Annotated in this window: 27 protein-coding genes and 1 riboswitch; of the genes, 9 read left to right on the top strand and 18 right to left on the bottom strand. The window is 35.6% G+C overall.

The window, feature by feature from the left end:
• The 3 genes from FA045_RS07055 to FA045_RS07045 are packed head-to-tail and all read right to left on the bottom strand — an operon-like array spanning position 1 to position 1,340.
• Complete coding sequence (locus FA045_RS07055) at positions 1 to 444, bottom strand: YHS domain-containing (seleno)protein (RefSeq protein ID WP_136875909.1); 444 nt, start codon at positions 442 to 444, stop codon at positions 1 to 3.
• 8 nt (positions 445 to 452) lie between these two features.
• Entirely contained in the window at positions 453 to 911 is a 459-nt protein-coding gene (locus FA045_RS07050; protein WP_136875907.1) for a YHS domain-containing (seleno)protein, read from the bottom strand.
• 9 nt (positions 912 to 920) lie between these two features.
• Positions 921 to 1,340: a DM13 domain-containing protein gene (locus FA045_RS07045; protein ID WP_136875905.1), complete on the bottom strand. Its 420-nt coding sequence runs from the start codon at positions 1,338 to 1,340 to the stop codon at positions 921 to 923.
• Positions 1,341 to 1,701: 361 nt separating this feature from the next.
• Here FA045_RS07045 and FA045_RS07040 point away from each other — a divergent pair, with 361 nt between their 5' ends.
• Positions 1,702 to 2,292: a sigma-70 family RNA polymerase sigma factor gene (locus FA045_RS07040; RefSeq protein WP_136875903.1), complete on the top strand. Its 591-nt coding sequence runs from the start codon at positions 1,702 to 1,704 to the stop codon at positions 2,290 to 2,292.
• A 5-nt stretch (positions 2,293 to 2,297) separates the two neighbouring features.
• On the top strand, positions 2,298 to 2,570 hold the full coding sequence (locus FA045_RS07035) for a hypothetical protein (protein ID WP_225871296.1): 273 nt from the start codon (positions 2,298 to 2,300) through the stop codon (positions 2,568 to 2,570).
• Positions 2,571 to 2,580: 10 nt separating this feature from the next.
• Here the strand turns inward: FA045_RS07035 and FA045_RS07030 are convergent, their stop codons facing one another.
• The 12 genes from FA045_RS07030 to FA045_RS06975 form a co-directional block, all read right to left on the bottom strand.
• Entirely contained in the window at positions 2,581 to 3,075 is a 495-nt protein-coding gene (locus FA045_RS07030; RefSeq protein ID WP_136875901.1) for a DUF6691 family protein, read from the bottom strand.
• A 4-nt stretch (positions 3,076 to 3,079) separates the two neighbouring features.
• Complete coding sequence (locus FA045_RS07025; RefSeq protein ID WP_136875899.1) at positions 3,080 to 3,643, bottom strand: YeeE/YedE family protein; 564 nt, start codon at positions 3,641 to 3,643, stop codon at positions 3,080 to 3,082.
• Positions 3,644 to 3,945: 302 nt separating this feature from the next.
• Positions 3,946 to 4,656, bottom strand: coding sequence for a thioredoxin domain-containing protein (locus FA045_RS07020; protein WP_136875897.1), 711 nt, complete (start codon positions 4,654 to 4,656; stop codon positions 3,946 to 3,948).
• 4 nt (positions 4,657 to 4,660) lie between these two features.
• Positions 4,661 to 4,954, bottom strand: coding sequence for a thioredoxin (gene trxA, locus FA045_RS07015; protein WP_136875895.1), 294 nt, complete (start codon positions 4,952 to 4,954; stop codon positions 4,661 to 4,663).
• A 5-nt stretch (positions 4,955 to 4,959) separates the two neighbouring features.
• On the bottom strand, positions 4,960 to 5,553 hold the full coding sequence (locus FA045_RS07010; protein ID WP_136875893.1) for a methyltransferase: 594 nt from the start codon (positions 5,551 to 5,553) through the stop codon (positions 4,960 to 4,962).
• The gene (locus FA045_RS07005) at positions 5,553 to 5,873 is read right to left on the bottom strand and encodes a rhodanese-like domain-containing protein (RefSeq protein WP_136875891.1); all 321 of its coding nucleotides are present in this window, start codon (positions 5,871 to 5,873) and stop codon (positions 5,553 to 5,555) included. The genes FA045_RS07010 and FA045_RS07005 overlap by 1 nt, the downstream gene beginning before the upstream one ends.
• A 373-nt stretch (positions 5,874 to 6,246) precedes the next feature.
• Complete coding sequence (locus FA045_RS07000) at positions 6,247 to 7,635, bottom strand: MBL fold metallo-hydrolase (RefSeq protein ID WP_136875889.1); 1,389 nt, start codon at positions 7,633 to 7,635, stop codon at positions 6,247 to 6,249.
• An 80-nt stretch (positions 7,636 to 7,715) separates the two neighbouring features.
• Positions 7,716 to 8,507 (bottom strand): sulfite exporter TauE/SafE family protein, encoded by a 792-nt coding sequence (locus FA045_RS06995; protein WP_136875886.1) that lies wholly within the window; start codon positions 8,505 to 8,507, stop codon positions 7,716 to 7,718.
• Between the two features lie 59 nt (positions 8,508 to 8,566).
• Entirely contained in the window at positions 8,567 to 9,190 is a 624-nt protein-coding gene (locus FA045_RS06990) for a Crp/Fnr family transcriptional regulator (protein WP_136875884.1), read from the bottom strand.
• A 74-nt stretch (positions 9,191 to 9,264) separates the two neighbouring features.
• Positions 9,265 to 10,719 (bottom strand): SDR family oxidoreductase, encoded by a 1,455-nt coding sequence (locus tag FA045_RS06985; protein WP_136875882.1) that lies wholly within the window; start codon positions 10,717 to 10,719, stop codon positions 9,265 to 9,267.
• 84 nt (positions 10,720 to 10,803) lie between these two features.
• On the bottom strand, positions 10,804 to 12,111 hold the full coding sequence (locus tag FA045_RS06980; RefSeq protein WP_136875880.1) for an ABC1 kinase family protein: 1,308 nt from the start codon (positions 12,109 to 12,111) through the stop codon (positions 10,804 to 10,806).
• A gap of 180 nt (positions 12,112 to 12,291) precedes the next feature.
• On the bottom strand, positions 12,292 to 12,945 hold the full coding sequence (locus FA045_RS06975; RefSeq protein ID WP_136875878.1) for a TetR family transcriptional regulator C-terminal domain-containing protein: 654 nt from the start codon (positions 12,943 to 12,945) through the stop codon (positions 12,292 to 12,294).
• Between the two features lie 124 nt (positions 12,946 to 13,069).
• On the opposite strand from FA045_RS06975, the gene FA045_RS06970 reads away from it, so the two are divergent.
• On the top strand, positions 13,070 to 13,666 hold the full coding sequence (locus tag FA045_RS06970) for a Crp/Fnr family transcriptional regulator (protein WP_136875876.1): 597 nt from the start codon (positions 13,070 to 13,072) through the stop codon (positions 13,664 to 13,666).
• A gap of 63 nt (positions 13,667 to 13,729) precedes the next feature.
• The gene (locus FA045_RS06965; RefSeq protein ID WP_136875874.1) at positions 13,730 to 14,878 is read left to right on the top strand and encodes a hypothetical protein; all 1,149 of its coding nucleotides are present in this window, start codon (positions 13,730 to 13,732) and stop codon (positions 14,876 to 14,878) included.
• Between the two features lie 53 nt (positions 14,879 to 14,931).
• Here FA045_RS06965 and FA045_RS06960 read toward each other — a convergent pair whose 3' ends face one another.
• From FA045_RS06960 to hutU, 3 genes are all read right to left on the bottom strand, one after another.
• A complete protein-coding gene (locus tag FA045_RS06960; protein WP_136875872.1) occupies positions 14,932 to 15,324 on the bottom strand; it encodes a VOC family protein in 393 nt (130 codons plus the stop codon).
• 191 nt (positions 15,325 to 15,515) lie between these two features.
• Positions 15,516 to 16,823 (bottom strand): voltage-gated chloride channel family protein, encoded by a 1,308-nt coding sequence (locus FA045_RS06955; RefSeq protein ID WP_205943110.1) that lies wholly within the window; start codon positions 16,821 to 16,823, stop codon positions 15,516 to 15,518.
• A gap of 25 nt (positions 16,824 to 16,848) precedes the next feature.
• Positions 16,849 to 16,915: riboswitch (Fluoride riboswitch) on the bottom strand.
• A 215-nt stretch (positions 16,916 to 17,130) separates the two neighbouring features.
• Entirely contained in the window at positions 17,131 to 18,798 is a 1,668-nt protein-coding gene (gene hutU, locus FA045_RS06950) for a urocanate hydratase (protein WP_136875869.1), read from the bottom strand.
• A gap of 43 nt (positions 18,799 to 18,841) precedes the next feature.
• Here hutU and FA045_RS06945 point away from each other — a divergent pair, with 43 nt between their 5' ends.
• The 5 genes from FA045_RS06945 (at position 18,842) to FA045_RS06925 (ending at position 24,361) form a co-directional block, all read left to right on the top strand.
• Positions 18,842 to 19,195 carry a hypothetical protein gene (locus FA045_RS06945; protein ID WP_136875867.1) on the top strand — a complete coding sequence of 118 codons (354 nt, stop codon included), beginning with the start codon at positions 18,842 to 18,844 and terminating at the stop codon, positions 19,193 to 19,195.
• Positions 19,196 to 19,386: 191 nt separating this feature from the next.
• Complete coding sequence (locus FA045_RS06940; RefSeq protein WP_136875865.1) at positions 19,387 to 21,684, top strand: TonB-dependent receptor; 2,298 nt, start codon at positions 19,387 to 19,389, stop codon at positions 21,682 to 21,684.
• A 631-nt stretch (positions 21,685 to 22,315) separates the two neighbouring features.
• Positions 22,316 to 23,143 carry an ABC transporter ATP-binding protein gene (locus FA045_RS06935; RefSeq protein ID WP_136875863.1) on the top strand — a complete coding sequence of 276 codons (828 nt, stop codon included), beginning with the start codon at positions 22,316 to 22,318 and terminating at the stop codon, positions 23,141 to 23,143.
• Between the two features lie 13 nt (positions 23,144 to 23,156).
• Positions 23,157 to 23,969, top strand: a complete 813-nt coding sequence (locus tag FA045_RS06930) for a hypothetical protein (RefSeq protein WP_136875861.1) — start codon at positions 23,157 to 23,159, stop codon at positions 23,967 to 23,969.
• Between the two features lie 17 nt (positions 23,970 to 23,986).
• The gene (locus tag FA045_RS06925) at positions 23,987 to 24,361 is read left to right on the top strand and encodes a GntR family transcriptional regulator (protein ID WP_136875859.1); all 375 of its coding nucleotides are present in this window, start codon (positions 23,987 to 23,989) and stop codon (positions 24,359 to 24,361) included.

Below are 24,361 nucleotides of genomic sequence, written 5' to 3'. Positions count from 1 at the left end.
TTAAGGTTTATCTTTAATTAATGGCCAGTTGGTATTCGCTTTTTCTATTAAAGTGGCTTGTTGTTTGCTCCATGCTTCTTTAACATTTTGGTTGTAATTAAAGTAAAGCTTGCCATCTACAATTGTCCAAGTATCTGTTTGTGTGGGCGCTTTATAACCATTGGCAGTGCCATAAGCACAATAACCGCCATATTGAGGTTCATACATTTCTGGATTGTTTTTAAAGGCAGCTAAATTTTGAGCGTTAGCAAACATCCAAGTCGCATTTTTGTAGTTGAAAGATAAACTATCGTTTCCTTTAATCGGTTTAGCATCTTTAAAAAAAGCAACTGGATCGTAACCCTTAATAGCCTTGCCTCCGCTCACAAAAATTTCAGATTTTTGAGCGTTGGCGGTAAAAAACACAGTTAATAGTACTGCTAAAAGGATAATGAGTTTTTTCATGAATTTGTCTAATTAAATTTTGTCCAGTTTTTTTCTGCTTTTTGTTTCAGCTCGTTTTCGTTTTCATTCCAATCTTTTAAAGTGTTATTAAAAAACTTGTTGTAAAACAGGTAAAGCTTACCATTTACAATTTTAAAAGTCTCTGGATTGATGCTTACTTTTTCTCCGTTATCGCCCATGGCATAAGCGCACCAACCCCCAAATTGAGGTTCATATTTTGCAGGATTTGCTTTAAATGCCGCTCGGTTTTGTTCAGATGCAAATCGGTAAGTAATACCATCGTAAACTGCAACAATATTCGATTTACCTTTTACAGCTTTGTTAGAAGTAAAATAACTTACGGGGTCGTAGCCATCAATAGCTAAAGTGCTTTTTTCTACGTTAAAGTGCTTAACTCTTTTTGCTGTTTGTGCAAATGCGCTATTTACCGAAAATAACAGCATAGTAATTGCGATTATTGTTTTCATATTATGATTTTAATTAAGTTGTGCAAATCCGAAAAGGTGACTAAAGCGCTTGCAATAAATAAGCGCATATTTATATTCTGTGGCATTAATGCCTGCCGGGATTTGATAGATTTGGTTACCTCCAACAGCTTTTAAATCGCCTAGATTAATAAAATTTTGAGGTTCTTTTTCCTTACTCAAATAAACTTTTAAATCGGGACCATTACTGGATGAAAAGTTTTCTAAAGCCAATTGGTTTCCGGTGCCAACGGTATAAATTTTAGCGTTGCCACTTACGCTTCCATAGGGGCCATTGGCAAAAGTACCTACGGCATTTTGCGTGGCCATGGTTAAATCTACCTTTTCATTTAATGCAGTTTTAGGCGTGTTCTCTTTTTTACATGCTGTAAATGCAAACAGCATTACGATTAATAAAAGCTGATTTTTCATGTTGATAAGGTTTTTGGCATTTGGTCGGGTATGCTTGATGAACCTTACATTTAATTTTAAATTTTTCGAAAAAAGAAGCTTTATAAGTTAGATGTGGATATTTTGATTGTTGTTTTTTGTTAGAGGCAGCAACCTTCTGGCTAAAGTTAAAAGTAATAAAGTTTAGATTTTTAAACACGTTGGCGGGGACGCCAACGTTGGAATCGCTAGTGTTGGCGTCCCCGCCAACGCTTAATTTAATGACATTGGGCTAAAGTTGAGTTTCTTCATCTAACTAAGCAGATTTTATAAATTTTGTAAGGAAGTTTTGTGGTTGACGACTAAGCCAATAAAAAATTATATTTAGGAAATCAATTTTTGCATGTCGGTAAATCAAAATCAGGTAGTAAAAGAAACTGAAAATATAATTTTGGCACCTGCCGAATGGGTAAATAATTATGCCGACTTTCTTTATAAATATGCCGTTGTACGTGTAAATGATGATGAAATAGCTAAAGATTTATTGCAGGAAACATTTTTTTCTGCCTTAAAAGGCATATCGAATTTTAAAGGCGAGAGTAGTGAACGAACTTGGCTGGTGGCTATTTTAAAGCATAAAATAATAGATCATTACCGCAATGCAAGTAGAATGCGTTCTAAATCTATAACAAACGAAAGTACTGAAGATGAGTTTTTTGAAAAGGGTAATGGGCATTGGAACAGAGAAAATAGGCCAACTGAATTTAGTTCTGTTTCGAATGAGCTACAGGAAAAGGAATTTGCTTTGATTTTAAAAAAATGTATCAAAAAAATGCCAGCATTATGGTCGGCGGTTTTTACCTTAAAACATATAGACGAAGAAGAAACAGATTACATATTACAAGAAATGAAAATTTCTTCTGCTAACTTTTGGGTAATTATTCATCGCTCAAAACTTAACCTGAGAGCTTGTTTACAAAAAAATTGGCTATAACTTTTATGAAGGATATTTTATACAATTGCCGCAAGGCAACTTTTTTAATTGAGAAGAAGAATTTAACGACGATTTCTGTAAGAGAACAAGTTGAACTTAAAATTCATTTGGCAGCTTGCTCTGTTTGTAAGTTATATCAGCAACAAAGCAGTTTTATCAATCAAATGGTAAAAAAACATCTCGTTAAAGAGGCAAGTCAAATTGGCAGCTTAGACAATCACTTTAAAGAAGATTTGGCAAATAAAATTAAAGTAAAAATGGCTGATGAAGATCATTAGTAAGCTTATTTTAGTGCGGTAGTTTATCCCTGAGTAAACCATATACCCAAGTGCCTGCTATTGCACTTAAAAGCGTAACCACAATTACAGTTGCTCCAGTACCAATTTGGGCAAAAAGTGGTCCCGGACAAGCACCTGTTATCGCCCAACCTAAACCAAATATCAAGCCGCCATAAATCTGACCTTTGTTAAAAGTTTTGTCATGAAATTCGATTGTTTCGCCATAAATGGTTTTAATGTTGAATTTTTTGATTAACCATATAGAAATCATCCCAACTACAATAGCGCTACCAATAATACCGTACATGTGAAATGATTGCAAACGGAACATTTCTTGTATACGAAACCAGCTTACTACTTCCGACTTTACGAAAACAATACCGAATAGCACACCTATAATAAGGTATTTAATGTTGTGATACCATTTATGCTCTAAATTACTTTCATTAACGCACATGGCATCCAAAGAACGTACTTCAAAATCTGTATTTTCTTGATTTTTCATCTGATTAAAGTGTTAAAATATGAGGTAAAATTAAATTGGCCATGATAAAACCGCCAATCATAAAACAAACGGTAGCTACTAATGAAGGCCATTGTAAATTTGATAAACCCATAATGGCATGACCACTAGTGCAACCGCCGGCATAGCGAGTACCAAAACCAACTAAGAACCCACCAAAAACCATTAACAAGAAACCTTTTAGCGTTAATAGCGCAGGCCAATTCATGATGTCTTGTGGTATTAAGTTACCGTAATTGGTAATACCATAACCAGCTAATTCTGTAGCTAATTTCGGGTTTACCTCAATAGGGTTGGGGTTTGATAATAAATTCATTGCAATTGCACCACCTAAAAATATGCCCAACACAAAAACTAAATTCCAAATCTCTTTTTTCCAATCGTATTTAAAAAATGAAATGTTTGCTGGCAAACAAGCAGCACAAATGTGTCTTAGTGACGAGCTAATGCCAAAGGATTTATTGCCTAATATTAAAAGCGCTGGTACGGTTAAGCCAATTAGCGGGCCGGCAATGTACCAAGGCCAAGGTTGCTTTAAAAAATCTAACATATTGATGTGAGGTGTTTTTGTATGTTACAAAGGTGCAAAATCATAATTTGAAGAATGGTTACTTTAGTTACACAAGGAGATTATTTTAAATTAGTTTTGATTTTGACTGCGATAGGTAATTTTCATAAAAATCAATGATGTAAAAATGAAGCTATTTCGTCATCTCGAGCGCAGCCGAGAGATCTTGGACTTTACTATTGTTACCTCCAATAGCAATACTTATTTACAACGCCATTAATTCATGTTCAAAGATCTCCGCCGCGGTGGATCGGGATGACGGAAGAGTAAACAAAAAAATAATTTTACCTTAACTTCTCACGCACTGTTGCCTCATCAACAAACCCTAAGTTATCCCAAATCATCTTTTCGTTTTTGTAGAGTTTAAGCACAGGAAGTGCATTTACTTTTAAGGTTTTGCAGAGTTCTGTATTTGCATCTGCATCAATGCGAACAATTACCACTTTATCTGCCATGTCTTTTGAAATTTTATCCAGATAAGGTTTCATTTCTTTACATGGTGCACACCAATCGGCATAAAAATCTACCAATACCAGTTTGTCTGATTTTAACAAAGCTTCGTATTGTGCTAAACTTAATCCTTTTGCGTTTGTAGCACTCGTGTCTTTGGTTTCGGGTAGGTTGTTAGCTCGCCATTCCATCATCCCGCCAGGTAATTCTACAACGTTTTTAAAACCTGCAGCACGTAATTGTTTTGCAGCGGCATTACTTCTGGGGCCACTTAGGCAGTATACAAAAACAGGTTTTGTTTTATTGAGTGCCGAAACTTCTTCTTCAAAATGTTTATCGTTAACGCTTGCATTAATAGCGTTTTGTATATGCCCATTTTTAAATTCGCCTGATGTACGCACGTCGAGCAGCTGAATGGTATTGTCTTTCTTTAGCTGTTCGGCAAATGCCGTAGCCGAAAGACGAGTTGGTGTAGAGGTGGTTTGGGCATTGCTACAGCTAGTTAAAATGACAGCTGCAATGAAACTGAATATCGTTTTATACATAAAATTATACGTTTTCGTTAATTAATCTTTCTAAATCAGAAACTGGAATTACACCAGATTGGCGCCATCTGATTTCGCCTTTTTTGAACAAAATAAGTGTTGGTACACCGCTTACTCGATATGCAGCCGCAGCTTTTTGGTTTTTATCTACATCTATTTTAATGATGCTCGCTTTATCCCCCACCCTCTTTTTTAAATCATCTAGCATAGGCGCCATCATTTTGCATGGCCCACACCATTCGGCAAAAAAGTCTATTAAAACGGGTTTATCTTGATTAATAATTTCTTGAAATGTCATGCTATTTATTTTTTAACAAAGTTGATAAAAACTTCTGTGTTTGCTCTAGGTTTAATACTGTTGTAACAATTTTCTAATTTTTTGATAATAAAATGATTTTCGAAAAGCTGCTGATATTCGGAGGTATTTCCTCCAAACGGCGGGCCAGCTTTCTCAAAAGTAACGCTAAATAGCACACCAATAATTTTTCCGTTAGGTTTAAGCAATGACGATGATTGTGCTACATAATTTTGGCGCAATTTAGGGTCAATCGCACAAAAAAAGGTTTGTTCAATTATCAAATCGTAATGTCCTTGATGCTCAAAAAAATCGCCTAGTATTACTTTTACGGCTTGATTTTTCTCGTATTTTTCCTTCAGTTTTGCTACAGCTCTTGGGGCGATATCAATTAGTGTGATATTGGTAAAATCATTTTCTAATAACCACTTTGCTTCATGCGCATTACCACAACCGGGTATTAAAATAGCAGCATCTTTATTAACATATTGCGCCATATAGGCGATAATAGCTGGTGATGCTTGCCTGATATCCCAACCTGTTTGGTTGTTCTCCCAACGTTTATTCCAAAAAGATTGATCGAGTTGATTTGATTGTTGCATTATGAATTGTCTGCTAAAATCTTCTTTACATTTTTCCAAGTGCCACCATCTGTTACATTTTTAAATCCACTTTGTGTTAAAATGTTTTTGGCCATGCTACTTCGGTTTCCACTTCTGCAAAATACCACAATATTTTGTTTGCCTTTAAATTTGGTTATTTGTTGTTGTAAATTATCCAAAGGGATGTTTACCGCAGCTTTTACACTGCCTGATGCAAACTCTGATGAGCTACGTACATCAACCAAAAATGCACCTTCTTTAATTACTGTTATCAATTTTGTATTGTCTGCAGTTCCAAACAACGATGAAAAAAGTCCCATAATTATACTGTTTTACTTATTAATAATTTAATCGTCTTTGGAGTTCCTTTGATGAAACCACAACTTTCTGCCACGTTCGACCATCAATCCCCAGTGCCTGCCAAATCAAAAAAACAGGAGCACAATAGAATGAATAGCACTGCCAAACCTTAAACGCAGTGGTTTTGTAATCGAGTTAGCAAACACTTTCATTTGCCACAAACGAGCAAAACGAAGTGCCGCTGTTTTTTGATGAGCGAAAGCCTGTGAAAAGGCACATAGAGGGATTGAAAAGCATTTTTGCATACTTTTGATGCTTCAAAAGTTTGATGCCTTGCGGCATAGAGCAAATTAGGTAAATTTTAACCTACTATTTTCTAGCCCAATTCCATAATTATACCGTTTTACCTCCATTATCTACCCATTCTTTCATCCCACCCGAATAATTTTTTACCTCATCAAAACCATTTCTCCTTAAAATTGAAAAAGCTATTGCTGCACGGTCTCCACCTTGACAATGAATTACCACCTGCTTATCATTACTAATTTTATCTAAGTTATCTTGCAAAGTACCTACAAAAATATGTTCTGCACCTTCAATATGGCCATCTTGGTATTCAGTTAAATTACGCACATCTATAATTTGTACATTTTCTTTGCCTAAGTATGTTTTAAATTTTTCTAAATCAATCACATCTGCTGTTTGTAGCTCAATATCTAAATCATCAACATTGTTGATGAAACCGTAAATGTTGTCTAAACCAATACGCATTAGTTTTCTGGTAATTTCTTCCATTTCATCGGCCGTTGCTACCAACATAAATTGCTCTTGGTAGTTTAAAATCCATCCTGCCCAAGTAGCTAAACTATTATTGTGTTGTATGTTAATACTGCTAGGAATAAAACCTTTGGCAAAATCGGCTTTGTTGCGGGTATCAATTACTTTAATGCCATCGCTTTGCGCTTGTATGAATTGTGATTTGCTTAGTTTCTGATGCTGCGGTACTGCTGTCAATAAAGGTCTGTCAACTTTGTTTAGGTGTTTCATCATTGCGAAGTATTTTGGCGGCTCTGGTTGCCCGGTCAATAAGTAATCTACAAAGCCATTTTCATCGTTTTCGTATTTAAAAGCCCAATTTCTAATTTTCTCGTAACCTACGGTTGAGCTTGGCACCGCACCCAAAGCTTTACCGCAAGCAGAACCCGCACCATGACCCGGCCAAACTTGAATAAACGCAGCCAACTTGGCAAATCGTTGTACCGACTGGTACATTTGTTTGGCACCTTTTTCTTGTGTGCCTACTAAGCCTGCTGCTTTTTCTAATAAATCTGGTCTGCCAATATCTCCAACAAAAACAAAATCTCCGGTAAAAATCATTACGGGTTCGCTCGTTGCCGGATGATCGGTTAATAAAAAGCTGATACTTTCTGGCGTATGTCCGGGTGTATGTAAAACTTCCAAAGTCAAATTTCCAACTTTAATTACATCGCCATGTTTTAAACCAACGTGATCAAATTGGTATTGCCAATCTGCCCCGCCTTCGTCTGATAAATAAAGTTTTGCACCTGTTACCGCTGCTAACTCTCTAGAACCTGTTAAAAAATCGGCATGGATATGTGTTTCGGCAATGTGGGTAATTTTAAGATTGTTTTGCGCTGCAATTTTCACATACACATCTATATCACGTTGTGCATCAATTACAATGGCTTCGCCTTTGGCTTGGCAACCGATTAAATAGCTCGCTTGAGCTAAACTTTTATCGTATACATGTTGAAAAAACATAAATTTTGATTTTTAAATTGATGATACAAAGTTGCGACCAATAATGTTGTTGTACAGTTACTTTGGTTACACAACCTAAATTATTTTAATAAAGTTTCCTTAATCAGGATATAAACACCCATTATTAATACAAACCAACCAAATGCTGGCTTTAATTTTTTACCCTCTATTTTGGTTGATAAATAAGTGCCAATAAAAATGCCAACAATTGCAATAAGCGTTACAGTAAGTAGAAATTTCCATTCGATTGGATAATGACCCAATGAAAAACTAAAACCCATTAATGAGTTCACTGCAATAATTATTAATGATGTTCCGATAGCAGTTTTTATGGGTAATTTTAGCAGATTTACCAAGGCTGGAATAATTAAAAAACCACCGCCAGCGCCAATTAAGCCTGTTACTATACCAACCATTAACCCTTGTAAAATTATGTAAAAATTAGGTTTATTTGGCTCGTTTGAAGATTGCTCCTTGCAGTCTTTTTTAATCATACTGTAAGAAGCAAAAACCATTAGTATTGCAAAAAACACCATCAGCAAAATGGATCTACTTAGTTCAAAATTACCAATATTCATTACGTGTTCTGGAATGGCCGGTAAGATATATTGCCTTGTTAAAAATACTGCAATGATAGATGGAACTCCGAAAAATAATGCGGTTTTAATATTGATTAATCCTTTCTTAAAATAGGAGAATGAGCCAATTAAACTTGTAGAGCCAACCACAAAAAGAGAATAAGTTGTAGCTAAAACGGTGTCAACGGCGAATAAATAAACAAGTACTGGTACTGTTAGAATACTACCACCTCCACCAATTAAGCCGAGTGAAATGCCAATGAGAATTGAAGCTAAATAACCTGTAAGTTCCATTATTTGTGGTTTGATAATACAAAAGTATACCAAACCTTAGTTAACCACAGTTACTTTAGTTACACAAGGATAATTTTGTTTCTGCCCAATTGTACAGTTCCTTGATCTTCTAATTGTTTTAAAAGTCGAGATACCACTACACGAGCAGTACCAAGTTCATTTGCCAATTGCTCATGTGTGATAGCAATTGTTTTGTTATCGGTTAATTCGGCTTTTTTATGCAGCAAGTTGAGCAAGCGTTCATCTACCTTTTTAAATGCGATGGCATTTACGATCTCCAATAACTCTTCGAAACGTTTGTGGTATAAGCGGAAAATATAATCCAGCCACTGCGGATATTCTTTAATGAAAAGCGAAACTTTATCTATTGGAAGAAATAAAATTTCAGCATCTTCTTCTACTTCGGCTTTTACTTTACTGGTTTCATTGTGCATACCGCCTAAAAACGACATGATACAACTTTCGCCAGCTTTAATGTAGTACAACAAAATCTCTCGGCCATCTTCCTCAGTGCGAATTACTTTCATGCTGCCTTTGGTTACAATAGGGATAGCCCTGATATGTGAATTTTCATTCAAAATGATGCTGCCAGCCTTATAGTGTTTCATGATACTATTGGCATATAATTTGGCAATTAATTCTGGTGATGATTTTAATTCTTCAACTTGATCGAGGTTTTGCATGAAGTAAAGTTAGGGATTTAAGTTTAGGGTTTTGTGTATTGCGAATAGCGTTTACAAATCCCCAATCTTTAATCTTAAGCTATTGGTTTTGGCTTATAAGTTGTAATTCGTTTCGCCATGCCATCAAAAATAAAAAGATGAAAAGGAAACATGGCATACCAATAAACCCTACCCCATAAGCCATGCGGCCTAAAAGTGGCAATTTGTGAGAGGTAAGATTTGCCATGAAACTGAATAATTTTAAGTTCTAACCAAGCTTCGCCAGGTACTTTCATTTCGGCATAAAGCAATAAACGATGATTATCTTTATCCGCTAGTAAAACACGCCAAAAATCTAACACATCACCAGCTTGCAAACTGGTATTGCTGGTTCTGCCCCTTCTTGTACCAACACCGCCAAATAGTTTGTCTAAAAAGCCACGTAAACTCCATAGCCAATCTAAATAATACCAACCTCTGCTGCCGCCGATGCCCCAAATATTTTCAAAAACCTCTTCCGCTTTGCGCTCAAAAGGCATTTTAACTTTATACTCTACAGTTCCGTTTTGCGGTACTTTAACTTGGTCCATAAATGAAGTTTCCAAGTAACCTCTGTTCAACGCATCTTTCCAGCTACTTACAATCGAGTTTTGTTCAATTTTTTCGAAGGCTAATTCTAGGGCTTCCCGATAGGTGATACAAGTTTTCGGCACTGCATTTTTAATGTCGTCATTTTTACAAATCACTTCATTTTTCATGCTATCTACTAAACTTCTAGCCAAAGAATAAGGTACGGCAGTTACCATATTTAACCAAAGGGATGACAGTTTTGGTGTTAAAACCGGAACAGTTAAAATCCATCGTTTTAAGCCTCTTGATTCTGCATATTGCAAAATCATTTGTTTGTAAGTTAAAATGTCTGGTCCGCCAATATCGAATACTTCATTGTAAGCCTTTTCATTCCCTAACACACCACACAAATATTCTAAAACATCTCTAATCGCAATCGGTTGGCATTTGGTGTTTACCCATTTTGGCGCTACCATTACGGGTAGTTTTTCTGCCAAATCTCTAATTATTTCGAATGATGCTGAGCCGGAACCAATGATAATTGCTGCTCTTAAAATGGTGTAAGCAATACCAGAATTTTTTAACTCATCTTCTACGGCCAAACGAGAACTTAAATGCTTAGATAATTGTTCATCGTTGGCAATACCTGTTAAATAAATAATTTGCTGGCAATCGCTTTGCTTAATTTGTGTTACAAAATTTTGTGCCGATTGCAATTCTAAATCGGCAAAATCAGCACCCTGACCCGACATGGAGTGCACTAAATAATAGGCCGCATCAATATCATTTGGGGTGTTTTTTAAACTCTCTGGGTTAAGCAAATCGCCAGTTACGATTTGTACTTTTTTACCAAAATCACTCTCTAAGGCAAATCTACGCGGATCGCGAACCATGCATACTATCTCATGGCCTTGTTCTAATAAAACCGGCAATAATCGTGTGCCGATGTAACCGTTGGCGCCTGTGAGTAGAATTTTCATGGTAGTCAATTTTGTTATCGGATGAATATCTGGATCTCAATTATTCATCCGATGATTTGTTTAACAATCAACCCTGTTAAATTGTTAGTTGCTTTTTAAATGCGGCTTAAAAGTATCTGTTTTTACAGTAGCTTTTAACTCATGCAAAATATTGTACAAACCAAAATTTGTACGGTTAATGTAAATGAAATGTTTTACACCTCGAGCTTGTTTAAACTCAGGCATTTTAGCGATCTTTTCTCCATAGCTATATAAACCTTCAAAAAAATCGTTCTCACTAAAGTCGAAAGTAGGGGTTACATAAGGTTTAGCAAAAAGCGAAATCATTTCTTTATAAGCTTTATAATAAAACTCAATTTGAGTAGGTGTATCATTGGGTAAAATCATTTCTAAAGCCCTAAAAGCTTTGATGGTTTCTTCCTTGTTTTCGAATAAATCTGTTGAAGTTAGCGAGAAAAACGGCTCGTAAAAATCATCAGGCATTTCTTTAATACAGCCAAAATCTATCGCTCCTAATTTTTCATCCTTAGTAATTAAAAAGTTGCCAGGATGCGGATCTGCGTGTACTTTACGCAATTCATGCTGTTGGAAATTGTAAAAATCCCACAGAGCTTGACCAATTTTATTTTTTAATTCTTGAGAAGGATTTGTAGCTAAAAACTCTTTCAAGTGTAAGCCTTCAATCCAATCCATGGTAATAATTCTATTGCTAGAAAGTGCAGGATAATAGGTTGGAAAAACCACGTTATCTAAATTTTTACATGCTTCGGCAAATTCAATCGAACTTCGAACTTCACGCTCGTAATCGGTTTCTTCCAACAAACGCTCTTCTACTTCTTTAATGTAAATGTTCAGTTCTTTTTCGCTCATGCCCAATAAACGAAACGCAAAAGGTTTTACTAATTTTAAGTCTGATGAAATGCTATCGCCAACACCCGGATATTGAATTTTTACCGCTAGCTTTTTGCCATTCAGCTCTGCTTCGTGTACTTGGCCAATAGAAGCGGCATGGGTAGATTTAATGTTAAATTTATCGAATATTTTCTCAGGGGTCTTACCGAAACTTTTGGTAAAAGTGCGTACAATAAGCGGACCCGATAAAGGTGGCGCATTGTATTGCGATTGCGTAAATTTATCTACATAAGCCCTCGGCAGGATGTTTTTATCCATACTGAGCATTTGTGCAACTTTTAGTGCAGAACCTTTTAATTCGCTCAACGAGTTGTAAATATCCGATGCATTATCCTCATTCAATTCATCTCTACTTAAATTAGGATTGAAGATTTTTTTAGAATAATGTTTAATGTAATTTCCGCCGATCTGGAAACCTGTTTTTACAAATTTAGCAGAACGCTCTACCTTAGTGGTAGGCATTGTTTCTTGCGTATTCATGTGTTGTTTCTTTTTTATTGGTGTAAGAGGTTAGCGTCAATATTAACGAGGTTCGTCATGCTCAGCTTCCCGAAGTAAATTCGGGACAAGCTAACTGGGCATCGTAATGCAATAAAAGGTATAAATTACTAAAGCTTTAAGATTTCCACATACGTGGGAATGACGGTTGCAATGTTAGATTTAAAACCCCATTTTTTCTTTTAACTTTCCGTTTTGGCTTAAGAATTTTCCATACTCGAAAAGGTTATCAATTGGTGAACGCTGAAATAAATCGAAAGTAACCTGTATGCCTCGCTCAATGGCTTCATCAGTTTTTTCAAAGCCATTGCTGTCATCGTCTATCCAAAAATTAAGGATAAAAGCATACTGCACCCAAAGCGCATCTTTGTAACGTTTGGCAAAAAACTTACGATCAGCCAATTCGCCACTTGCTAAACCATCATTGATAATTTCTTCGGCAAAATTTTCGAAAATGGGCTTTACGCCAGATAAAACTGCGGGTGTACCTAATTTTTTTGGTTGCTTTTTTAAGCTGTAGATCACAAAACTTCTTTGGCTTTTTAGCAATTCTACATAGCTGTAAAAGAACGATAACATTTTCTCGCGAGAAGAATATTGCGCCCAAAGTTCTTGTTTTTTAACTTCATCAATGGTTTCTATAGTAAGCTCAAACCAAATATTCTTTTCAATACTTTCAAAAGAAGCATAAAAAGCATAAAATTCAGCCTCTGTAATTTTTAATTTCTTTACGAAACTATAGACTGATTTTGGTTGCTCATCATTTGTTAAAACATAGTCGATATAACCTTTTTTGATCTGTGCCTGAGTTGCCATTTTCTTTTTATTTAAAAACGTAAAAAATGTGGTGTTGGTTTGTGAAATCACTCAAAATTAGCACTTTATTTATCACGGATTTGCAATAAAAATTGTGTGGAATTGTTCTATTTTACTATAATTGATGATGCCTAATGAAAACTTATATCCTCTACATCAAAACCTACTCAAAGTTTGTAATGCTATCCAACCACTTAGTGATGCTTTGCAAAAAGCAATAGTTGCACAGACTAAAGTTATACAGGTAAAAAGAAAAACCAGATTATTAAATGCTGGAGAAACAAGTGACGCCATTTATTTTATTATTTCTGGTGCTGCAAGGGTTTATTATTTAGATAAAGAAGGAGTTGAAACCACCTCGTGGTTTTTATTTGAAAATGAATTTCTCATTTCGGTTTATAGCTTTTTTACTGGAGAGCCTAGTTTTGAGTATTTAGAAACAATAGAAGATTGTACATTAATAATGCTGAATAGAGGCACCTTAAATGAGTTGTATTTACAATATTTAGAGTTTAATGTTATTGGCAGAAAACTAACAGAATATTATTACATCAGAAACGAAAAACAAGCAAATGATTTGAGGATGTTAACGGCAAAACAGCGTTACCAAGCACTCTTTACAAGTAACCCAAAGTTAATCAATAGAGTTTCGCTAGGTTATATCGCATCATACTTGGGCATATCTCAAGAAACTTTAAGCAGAATTAGAAAGCAAATTTAATGACTTTCATTTTTTGACATTTGTCAAAAGTTTAGAGAGAAGCATAGAGTAGTTTTGGGTTAAATGAAAAAATTATTTATCATATCTTTCTTATTTCTCATTTCAAATGTTTTAAGCGCACAAGATATAAAAACATTTAAAGAAGAATTTAACGTAGCAATAGAGCATAAAATTACAGATAGCATTGCTGCTAATTTGATCAATAAACATTATAAATTATTAATGTGGTTTTATGATGGTAATGATGATGTAAAGACTTATCCTTTAAAAGAGATTAGAAATGAAGCTATATATCTTAATAATATTGACAATCTATTTGCTGATAAAGGACCATTTATAAACATGCTAGCGTGTTTGGTGGCAGCTTCTACTTATGATACGACAAAAATACCAAATGTTACAAAGGCATTGAAAAATAGTAATTATAAAGATTTATTAGCTGCTAAAGCTTTAATTATGCTACGGCATAAAGATTTAGATCCGATAGTGAAATGTATCATCGCATATAATTTTAATGAAAAAGTCCAATACCTAACAGTCGATTTCCTAAATTCTGATAAAAATCTATTAGAAAAATTTGCTTGTGATAGTCTTTTAACTAATGATAAGTCAATGCAATATTTAGCAGCTAAAACAATGGCTCAAATCCCTTATAAATTAAAAAATGAACAGTTATTGAGAAATGCGGTAATTAAATATGATACGGAAATGAAAGGGTGGCCACTTGCGGTATTGGCTCATTATAAAGCTAAAAAGATATTGCCTTTAGTGAACTCATATCTAGAAAATGAAAAGTTACGGGAGGTGTGTTTGAGAGCATTAGTAGCAAGTGAAGATTTTGAAGATATTAGCTATATAAAGGAGTTGATTGCAAAGAAGTATTTTGATAAAGATTTGATGAATAACTTGCTTAATTCCGATAACGATTTTTATTTGAAAAGTTGGCTAAAAATGCTTGAGCAAAATTTCATTTCAGATGATTATTATATCAATTTAACTAATACTAAGTTGATAGGGAATAAAAAATATTTTGGGCAGGTGAAGAACATAATTCTAACTAAAACAAATGAACAGCAATTATATTCATTAATGGACTTTTTTAACGGAATGTATGATGCTGATACGAAAGCGTTTCTAAGTAAATGTCTTGATCATCCAATTGCTGCTGTACGTGAAAAAGCAAAGATATTTCTTTCACAAATGCCAAATTAAAGCTTTTTTAAAATGATAATTTCAAGTGATATTAATTTATAAGGGTTATTGTGCTACTCCATCGAAAACAAGCCAAATGGGTTGCCCTCTGTATCTACACAAATAGAACAGAAACCAAATTCGCCAATAGAGAATTTCGAGCGACTAACAATTCCGCCAGCAGCTGTAATACGTGCTTCTTCTGCACTTGCATCCTGACAAGGGAAATAAACCATCGTGTTTACACAATTTCCATCACCTTCTTTAGTTCCGGGCATTTCAATTAAAGCGCCAGAAACGCCTTGGTTTTCCATTGGCGAAAAGAAAGACATTTTCATCGCATCGGGCGAATCGCCAGGAGCACCACTATCAATAAAGTTTGTGCCCAATACCGCGTTGTAAAATTTTTTAGCTCGTTCCATATCTTTTACATAGATTTCGAACCAGCAGATCACATTTTGATTCATGATTTAAGTTTTTGGTTTAACTAAGCTAAATAAAATTACTAAAACCAACGATGGGCAATTGCGACAGAAAATAGGGGAGTTTACGACAAGATTAATCTTAATGGTTTGGTGCTTAAGATATCCATTACTACAAGGTGTTTCGGTGATTAAACATCTATGTTTGCTAGGTGTCTATGTGGTAAAACTGATAACTAAATATCTCCAATTCGCCTATTCAAATAATTAGAAAACCTACTGTTTTTAGTTTCACCAACCACCTGTTTGCCGTAAATACCCGTATGGCCCGAAAGTAAATAAGAAACCGTACAAGCAATGGCTACATAAACCCCACATTCGCTGCCAAACAACTCTAAAGCCATTAAAGTACATGCAATAGGCGTGTTAGTTGCTCCGGCAAAAACGGCTACAAAACCCATTCCGGCTAAAAGCGCCACGGGTAAAGGTAAAAATAGCGATAAAGCGCTGCCCAAAGTTGCCCCGATAAAGAACAATGGCGTAACTTCTCCACCTTTAAAACCTGCTGCCAAAGTAAGAATGGTTAAAGCCATTTTAATAGCAAAACTATAAGGCGGCATTTGTTGGTTAAAAGCTTCTACAATTGTAGGGATACCTAAACCAATGTATGTTGTGGTGCCAGAAAAGTAAATAATCACTACCAAAATTAACCCTCCAATAAATGGTCGCAGAGGCGGATATTTAATTTTAATTTTAAAAATTGAGCTGGTAAAACGTAAAGCTTTACTGAAGGCTGCGGCACATAAACCAAAAGCTGCACCCGCTAAAATGGCATAGCCAAGATTGATAAATGAAATACTTGGAACTAAATCAATGTGATAATGGGTATGTGGTGTGTTCCAAAGTTTAGTTACGATATCGGCAATAATAGCTGCGGCAAAAGCCGGAAAAATAGAACTGTATCTTAACCTACCGATGAGAAAAACTTCCATCCCGAAAACTGCTCCAGCCAAAGGAGTGCCGAAAACAGAACCAAAACCTGCTGCAATAGCGGCGATAATTAATGTTTTTCTATCTTCTGGGCTAAGTTTAAAAGGTTTGCTAAACTGGTCGGCAATTGCACCTGCCATTTGTAAAGCCGTACCTTCTCGGCCAGCAGAGCCACCAAATAAATGGGTTGCAATAGTGCCAATGTAAACAAAAGGCATCATTTTAAAGGGTATGATTTGCTTCGGCTCGTGGATGGTTTCGATGAGTAAATTGTTACCAGCTTCTACATCTTTGCCGTAATAATGATAAAGTAAACCAATGCTTAAGCCTGCGAGAGGAAGCAATGCGATGATCCATAAATTAGCCTCACGGTAGTTGGTTAACCAGTTAAGGGATTGCAAAAATCCAGCAGATGCTGTACCAATTAAAGCACCTATAATTAGACTAATGCACAGCCATTTAATGAGGTATGGAATGGCTGGGAACTTCCTGAAAAATGCGAAAGTATTTAACCTAATTTTTTTGCTGATTGATTTTTCTTTTTTTAATGACATAGTTTCCTGATTAAATGTTTTGCATTTATAACCAGGCGTCATCAGCTTTTTTAGGGCGGTTCGAATAGGAAGACACCATTTCCTTATGAGCAAATTTATAAATTATTTGGAAGAGTAGAATGTATTATAAAAGATTTGTCAGTCTGAGCTTCCCGAATTGTCGGGACAAGTTGTTGAAGACCTTTTGATAATCCTTCGACAAGCTCATGATGAGAACTATTTTCTCCTATCGGTTGGAGTCTCCACCGACCTAAAACAAAATCTTCATTTCCTAATGTTAATCCTTTCACTAGGCTCAGGAAGACAACTACTTCAATCCCAACCTATGCTTCCTCAATGTATCTTTCGCAATATCGTAACCAGCATCTGCATGGCGAATTACTCCCATGGCTGGGTCATTATGTAAAACACGTTTAATACGAACAGCTGCATCTTCAGTTCCATCGGCTACGATAACCATGCCAGCATGTATAGAGTAACCTATACCTACGCCACCACCATGGTGTAACGAAACCCAACTTGCACCGCCGGCTGTATTAATTAATGCATTTAAAATTGGCCAATCTGCAACTGCATCAGAACCATCTAACATGGCTTCGGTTTCGCGGTTTGGTGATGCAACAGAGCCCGTATCTAAATGATCTCTACCAATTACAATAGGTGCTTTTACTTTTCCATCAGCCACTAATTTGTTAAATGCCAAACCAGCTTTTTCACGTTCGCCTTGCCCTAACCAACAAATGCGGGCAGGTAAACCTTGGAAAGCAATGCGCTCTTGTGCCATGGTAATCCACTGTTTTAAACTTTCATTTTCAGGAAAAAGTTCTAAAATTAATTTATCCGTTTCGTAAATATCTTGTGGGTCGCCACTTAAAGCTGCCCATCTAAACGGACCTTTACCTTCGCAAAAAAGCGGTCGAATATAAGCAGGTACAAACCCTGGGAAATCAAATGCATTTTGAACACCTGCTTCTAAAGCTCTACCACGTAGATTGTTACCATAATCGAAGGTAATGGCACCACGTTTTTGCAACTCCAACATTTGCGTAACGTGTTTAGCCATAGTGGCGTAAGATCGTGTGGTATATTCTTCAGGCTTAGTAGTTCTTAATGCTGTTGCTTCTTCAACCGTCAATCCCTCTGGGAAATAGCCAATTAATGGATCATGAGCCGAAGTTTGGTCGGTTAAGGTATCTGGAGTAATGTTCCTGTCAATTAATCGCTGTAAAAGTTCAACTGCGTTGCAAACCACACCAATTGAAAGGGCCTTATTTTCTTTTTTATATTGCAAAGCTTTGTCAATAGCCTCATCTATATCATAAGCTATTTCATCAATGTATCTGGTTTCTAAACGTTTTTTAATCCGCCATTCTTCCACATCAGCAGCTAAACAAACTCCTTTATTCATGGTAATAGCTAAAGGCTGTGCACCGCCCATTCCGCCTAAACCTGCAGTAATATTTAAAGTACCACTTAAATTACTGTTGAAATGCTTTTTTGCTAAAGCCGAGTAGGTTTCGTAAGTTCCTTGTACAATGCCTTGCGAACCAATGTAAATCCATGAACCTGCGGTCATTTGGCCGTACATCATCAAGCCCTTATCTTCCAACTCATCAAAGTGCTGTTGGGTTGCCCATTTGGGTACCAATTGCGAATTAGAAATCAAAACCCTTGGCGCATCTTTATGCGTTGGCAAAATGCCCACTGGTTTGCCCGATTGGATGAGCAAAGTTTCATCATCTTCTAAATTTTTAAGTGCTTTAATGATAAGTTCAAGCGCTTCTTTATTTCGTGCCGCCTTGCCTCTGCCACCATAAACAATCAAATCTTCTGGTCGCTCGGCAACCTCCGGATCTAAGTTGTTTAACAACATTCTTAGGGCTGCTTCTTGCACCCAACCTTTGCATGTTAAAGTGGTTCCCGTTGGTGTGTTCTTAATTTTGAGGTTTAAACCTTCGTTTATATTTGTGGTCATATCAAGGCAATGTTACAACTCAAATGTAAAAAAATATTGTTATTTGTTTAGGTTTGCATCAGAATTGAAAAAGCGTCGTTTATATATTCAGCAGATTTTAACCTTGGCATTGCTTTGGGTATTTGCCCTTGCAATAACGCCGTGGAGTTCGCTTCATCATCACGAAGAACAAACAATAGTTGTAGAAAAACATTGTACGCATCATTTACATCTTAAAACAACTCAAGAAACTTGTTTAATCTGTAAAGCTCATTTCGAGAAGAAGTTTATGGTAAGTAAAGCTATTGCTGTTACCTATTTAGAAAGTAAAGTATTTCATTCTCCTAAGTTTAATATCACCAGCTCTTACGCAGAGCTAATATCAACTTCGTTAAGAGGCCCGCCGGCTTATTCATAATCTTATCCTATTATTTCGACAAAATATCGACAGCTATCTAACTAGTTTGTCAAAGTTTATCAATTGAACTTGACAAAAATAAAAGCTATTCGCATAAAATTTTGTCAAAGTAGAATTATACAAGTTTTTTAACTAATCGTGATAAACGCATTGGCTTTTGCTATGATGTTTATACATTAAATATATTTTTTATGAAAAAGTTAGGCCTATTATTGGCATTGTTAACCATATTTTTAGCGCTTCAGGCAGTTGCCGATTCTGTAGCGTCATTTAAAGGAAAAGTTACTGATGCAGCTACACAACAACCTTTAGCAGGGGCAACAGTTTATATTTCTGATTTAAAGGCTACAACAGTAACGGACGCGAATGGCGAATTTAATTTTAACAATGTACCTTCAAGAGGTAAGTTTTTGTTAGAGGTAAGGTATATTGGTTACAAAACAGCATCTCAAATTGTAGATTTAGCTGCTACGCAAAACATTAGTTTTGAATTACAAGCCTCGGTAATAGAGAGTGCCGAAGTTGTTATTACAGGAACTCCGTTTAGTGCCAATAACAAAACAAACAGTTTGGCAGTAGTTTCACTTAGTCGTGAGAAATTAGCACAATCTGCAGGAACGAATATTATTGATGCTTTGGCTAAAGTACCTGGGATTTCGCAAATTACTACAGGTGGTGCCATCTCAAAACCAACAATTAGAGGTTTAGGTTACAACAGAGTTTTAACAATTGTTGATGGCGCCAGAGAAGAAGGACAGCAATGGGGCGACGAACACGGCGTACAAGCAGATCAGTTTGCTGCAGCTAGAATTGAAATTCTAAAAGGTCCGGCAAGTTTGTTATACGGTTCTGATGCTTTGGGTGGTGTGATTAATATCATTGAAGATCTAGTAACAGCTGAAGGCGAATTTAATGGTAACTTTACTACAAGTTACGGTGCAAACAATGGCTTAACTGCATCGTCATTAATGCTGCAAGGTAACGATAACGGTTTTGTTTATAGAGGTAGGGCTTCCTATAAAAATGCTTACGGTTACCGCTATAAAGGTTTTAACGTGCCAAATTCAGGTTTCAATGAAACGAATTTTAGCGGTATGTTAGGCTTAAATAAAGCTTGGGGTTATGCGCATTTAAATTTATCTCGTTTTAATACTAATGTAGGTTTAGTTGAGGAAGGACCAGATGCTAGCGGAAGTTATTTTGATGAAGATGGAAATGTAATTTCTAACAAAGATGCGAGATCAAGATCTTTGAATTTGCCTTCGCAAAACATTAACCATTATCGTGCTGCGTTAAATAGTAACATCCTTTTAGGTGGCGGACAATTAAAAAGCACATTAGCTTTTCAGCGTAACATTCGGAAGGAGTTTGAAGAAAGCGCATATGAACCTGGCTTAAATTTAGGTTTGAATTCTTACACGTACGATGTGAAATATATTTTCCCTAACAATGGCATTTGGGAACCAACCATTGGTGTGCAAGGAATGTATCAAACTAATGTAAATGCTGGCGATGAATTTTTAATTCCAGATTATACCAGTAATAACATTGGTGCTTTTGCCTACTTAAAACGCAATTTTAAAAACGGTGCAATTAATGCAGGTGTGCGTTACGATTATAAAACAGTTGATGGCGCTGATTTATTTGAAGATGGTAATCAGGTTTTTACTGCATTTAACAATAATTTTTCTAATGTTTCTGGCTCATTGGGTTTTGCATTTGAGTTGGCTAAAAATTTAAACCTAAAAGGAAATGTGGGTTCTGGTTTTAGAGCGCCAAATATTGCAGAGTTAGGTGCAAATGGTAAACACGAAGGTACTTTTAGATACGAAATTGGTAACAGTAATTTAAAACAAGAAACCAGCTTACAATTCGATTTAGGTTTAGAGTACAATGCAGAAAAGGTAACTTTTGGTTTAAACGCTTATAGCAACCGAATTTACAATTACATTTATCCGGGTAATTTTAGCGGAGAAACCATTCCTTATGATGAAGAAGATGGAACAGTTAGTATCTTGCCTGTTTATCGTTTTGTGCAAACAGATGCACAATTAGTAGGTGGAGAAGCCTCGGTAGATTTCCATTTGATTAAAGATTTGCATTTCGAAAATACTTTTGCTTATGTAAGAGGTAAAAACTTAGCCGATGATAGCGCCTTGCCTTTTATACCTGCTGCAACTTTAAATAATGAGTTACGATTTGAGCCAAACATTAAAGGTTTAAATGACAGTTACATTAAAGTTGGTTTAACAAATGTGTTTAAACAAGATCGCTTTGATGAATTTGAAACCCAAACTGATGGTTATACTTTGTTAGATGCGGGTTTTGGTACTTCACTAAAAATGAAAAATAGCAAAATTAACGTTTGGGTAACCGGACAAAACTTAACCAACAAATTATACTACAATCACTTAAGTAGATACAAATTAGCTAATATTTTTAACCCAGGCAGAAACGTTACTTTGGGTGTAAGTATTCCGATTATGTAGTTTATTGGAAAGAAACTTTGTCATTCTCACTCCTCGGTTGGTGTCCTCACCAACCGTATAAAGAAGCCACAGTTTTACAGATTTTTACTGTATAGCTGTGGCTTTTTTGCGATTTTTAATTAAATTTATTGAAAAGCAATTGCAATAGCTTTTATTAATATTAGTCGGGCTTTACACTACAATCTTTTGGTTTTGGTGTCATTTCGAACGCAGCGAGAAATCTGCAACAGCAGTACTAAGTTTATGATGGGAGAAAAAACCAAAAGGATTTTCGCTGCAATCCCGTTTATAGAACTGAAGTTCATGATGCTATTGCCCGTTGCTAGGTGCATACCTTAATAGTTGCAATAACCTCTCTTTTTAAACCCGGTTGAAGTGGAAATCTCCCGATTTTTTTCATCGGGAATTATAACGAAAAACCTACCTGGCGGCAGGCAGGCGGGACAGCAATTACCTAAGAATTACTGCACGTCATTTTCAAAATAATTATGTCGCTTATTGTTTCCATCAGGCAATTCAATACCTATTTTACCTTAACTATCAACTACAAACAAAAAATAAATCTCAAATAATTTGGTAGTTCAAAAATAACATCATACTTTAGTGTATTATTTAACTAATACAGTAGCTAATGATTAAAATTAACGACTTAAATTTTGGATACAGCAAACACAAATTGCTATTCAAAAACCTGAGCATGCAATTGAGCAATGGTCACATATATGGTTTATTAGGTAAAAATGGCGCTGGTAAATCAACCTTGTTAAAAAACTTGGCAGGATTGGTTTATGCACAAAGTGGAACTTTAGAGGTATTGGGTTACAATCCTGCTAAACGCCAACCCGCTTTATTGCAGCAAATCTGTTTTATCCCCGAAGAATTTTATTTGCCATCGGTAAAAATTGATGCCTATGTAAAAGCAAACGCCGCGTTTTATCCAAACTTTGATCATGCTTATTTTGCCACTTTGCTGGCAGAGTTTGATATCCCAGTAGGGCAGAAACTGATTAACATGAGTTATGGTCAGAAGAAAAAACTCATCATCGCCTTTGGCCTAGCAACAAATGCCAAATTGATTATTATGGATGAGCCAACTAACGGATTAGACATTCCATCGAAAGCACAGTTTCGCAAAATTATGGCTTCGGCATTAACAGAAGATCGTTGCATTATCATTTCTACCCACCAAGTGAGGGATTTAGATAATTTAATAGATACAGTGATTATGGTAGATGAAAATAGCATCGCTTTAAAAGCATCGGTAGAAGAAATTACCAATAAACTTTGCTTTAAACGTGTAAAAGAAATGGATGATACAATAATTTATGCGGAGCCAAGTATGGCGGGTTACAATGCGGTGATGCCAAACTTTCATCAAGAAGATAGTAAGCTCGATTTAGAGTTGTTGTTTAACGCGGTGTTGGCAGAAAAGAATAAATTAAAACCAATTTTTAACTAAATCTTAAACAAACATGAACAATACATTTAATATACAACGTTTTGGGCTTTTGTTAAAAAGACAATGGCTAGAATTTGGCAAAATTTATTTAATTACTTTGGGTGTAGCTGCAGGGGTAATTATTGCATTTTATGGTTTTTCTTTATATGGGTTATTAATTGGAGAGCGTGATTTTTCAGCTAGGGCTTTAAATTTTAGAGAGCCATTATTTTTGATATTTGGCTTCTTATTTATTACAGTTATTGCAAGCAGCTATTTTGCTCATTTGGGTCAAAAACCAAAGGCAATTATAGATTTATTAATCCCAGCCTCAACTTTTGAGAAGTTTCTAGCCGGATTATTTTTTACTACAATATTAAGCTCGGTAGCTTTTTTACTTATCTTCTTTTCAATTGATCTTGCTTTTGTAAGTAAACTTAGAAGCGTGTTTCCTGATTGGAATTTTACTAATATGATAGGGACAAAGCCAGAAAGTATGATAATTTATTTCTTTAATGAGAATAAGCCTAAAGAATTTACTTCAATTTATCTAATCGTTCCATTTTTTATTACGAGTATTTTTCTATTGGGTTCCATTTATTTCAATAAATATCATTACATCAAGACAACCATTGCAGTTATGATTTTTTCTGGTATTTGGGGTTATATCATTGTTAATACAGCAGAGCTAGTATTTAAAGGCAGAGTTGCTATCTACAGAAATAGCAGTATAGAAGTTGATAATCCTAAATTATGGGCGGAGATAGGAATTTTCTGTTTAATCTTACTTTTAACTGCAATCATTTGGCGCATTACTTATCAACGCCTTAAAGAAAAAGAAGTTTAATTTTAATTGGTATAGAAATGGAATTTAGAGATAATAAGGCAATATACCTTCAAATAGCGGAGTACGTTTGCGAGCATATTTTACTCGGCAAATGGAAAACTGATGACAAAGTACCTTCGGTAAGGGAATTAGCGGTTGAACTAGAAGTAAACCCTAATACAGTTATGCGTACGTATGAATTGTTGCAAAATAAAAACATCATTACCAACAAAAGGGGCATTGGCTTTTTTGTGGCTGATGATGCCATTACACAGGTAAAAGCATACCGTAAAACCCAATTTATGGATGATGAGCTACCTGTAGTTTTTAGAAACGTTTATTTGTTAAACATCAAGTTTGATGAATTAGAAGCACGTTACAACACTTTTGTTAAAGAAAATTTTAATCCTTAA

This window comes from Pedobacter cryotolerans, from assembly GCF_005116475.1.
Taxonomy (GTDB): domain Bacteria; phylum Bacteroidota; class Bacteroidia; order Sphingobacteriales; family Sphingobacteriaceae; genus Pedobacter; species Pedobacter cryotolerans.
Note: the sequence above shows the minus strand (reverse complement) of the source record. Positions and strands in the feature narration are given on the sequence as shown.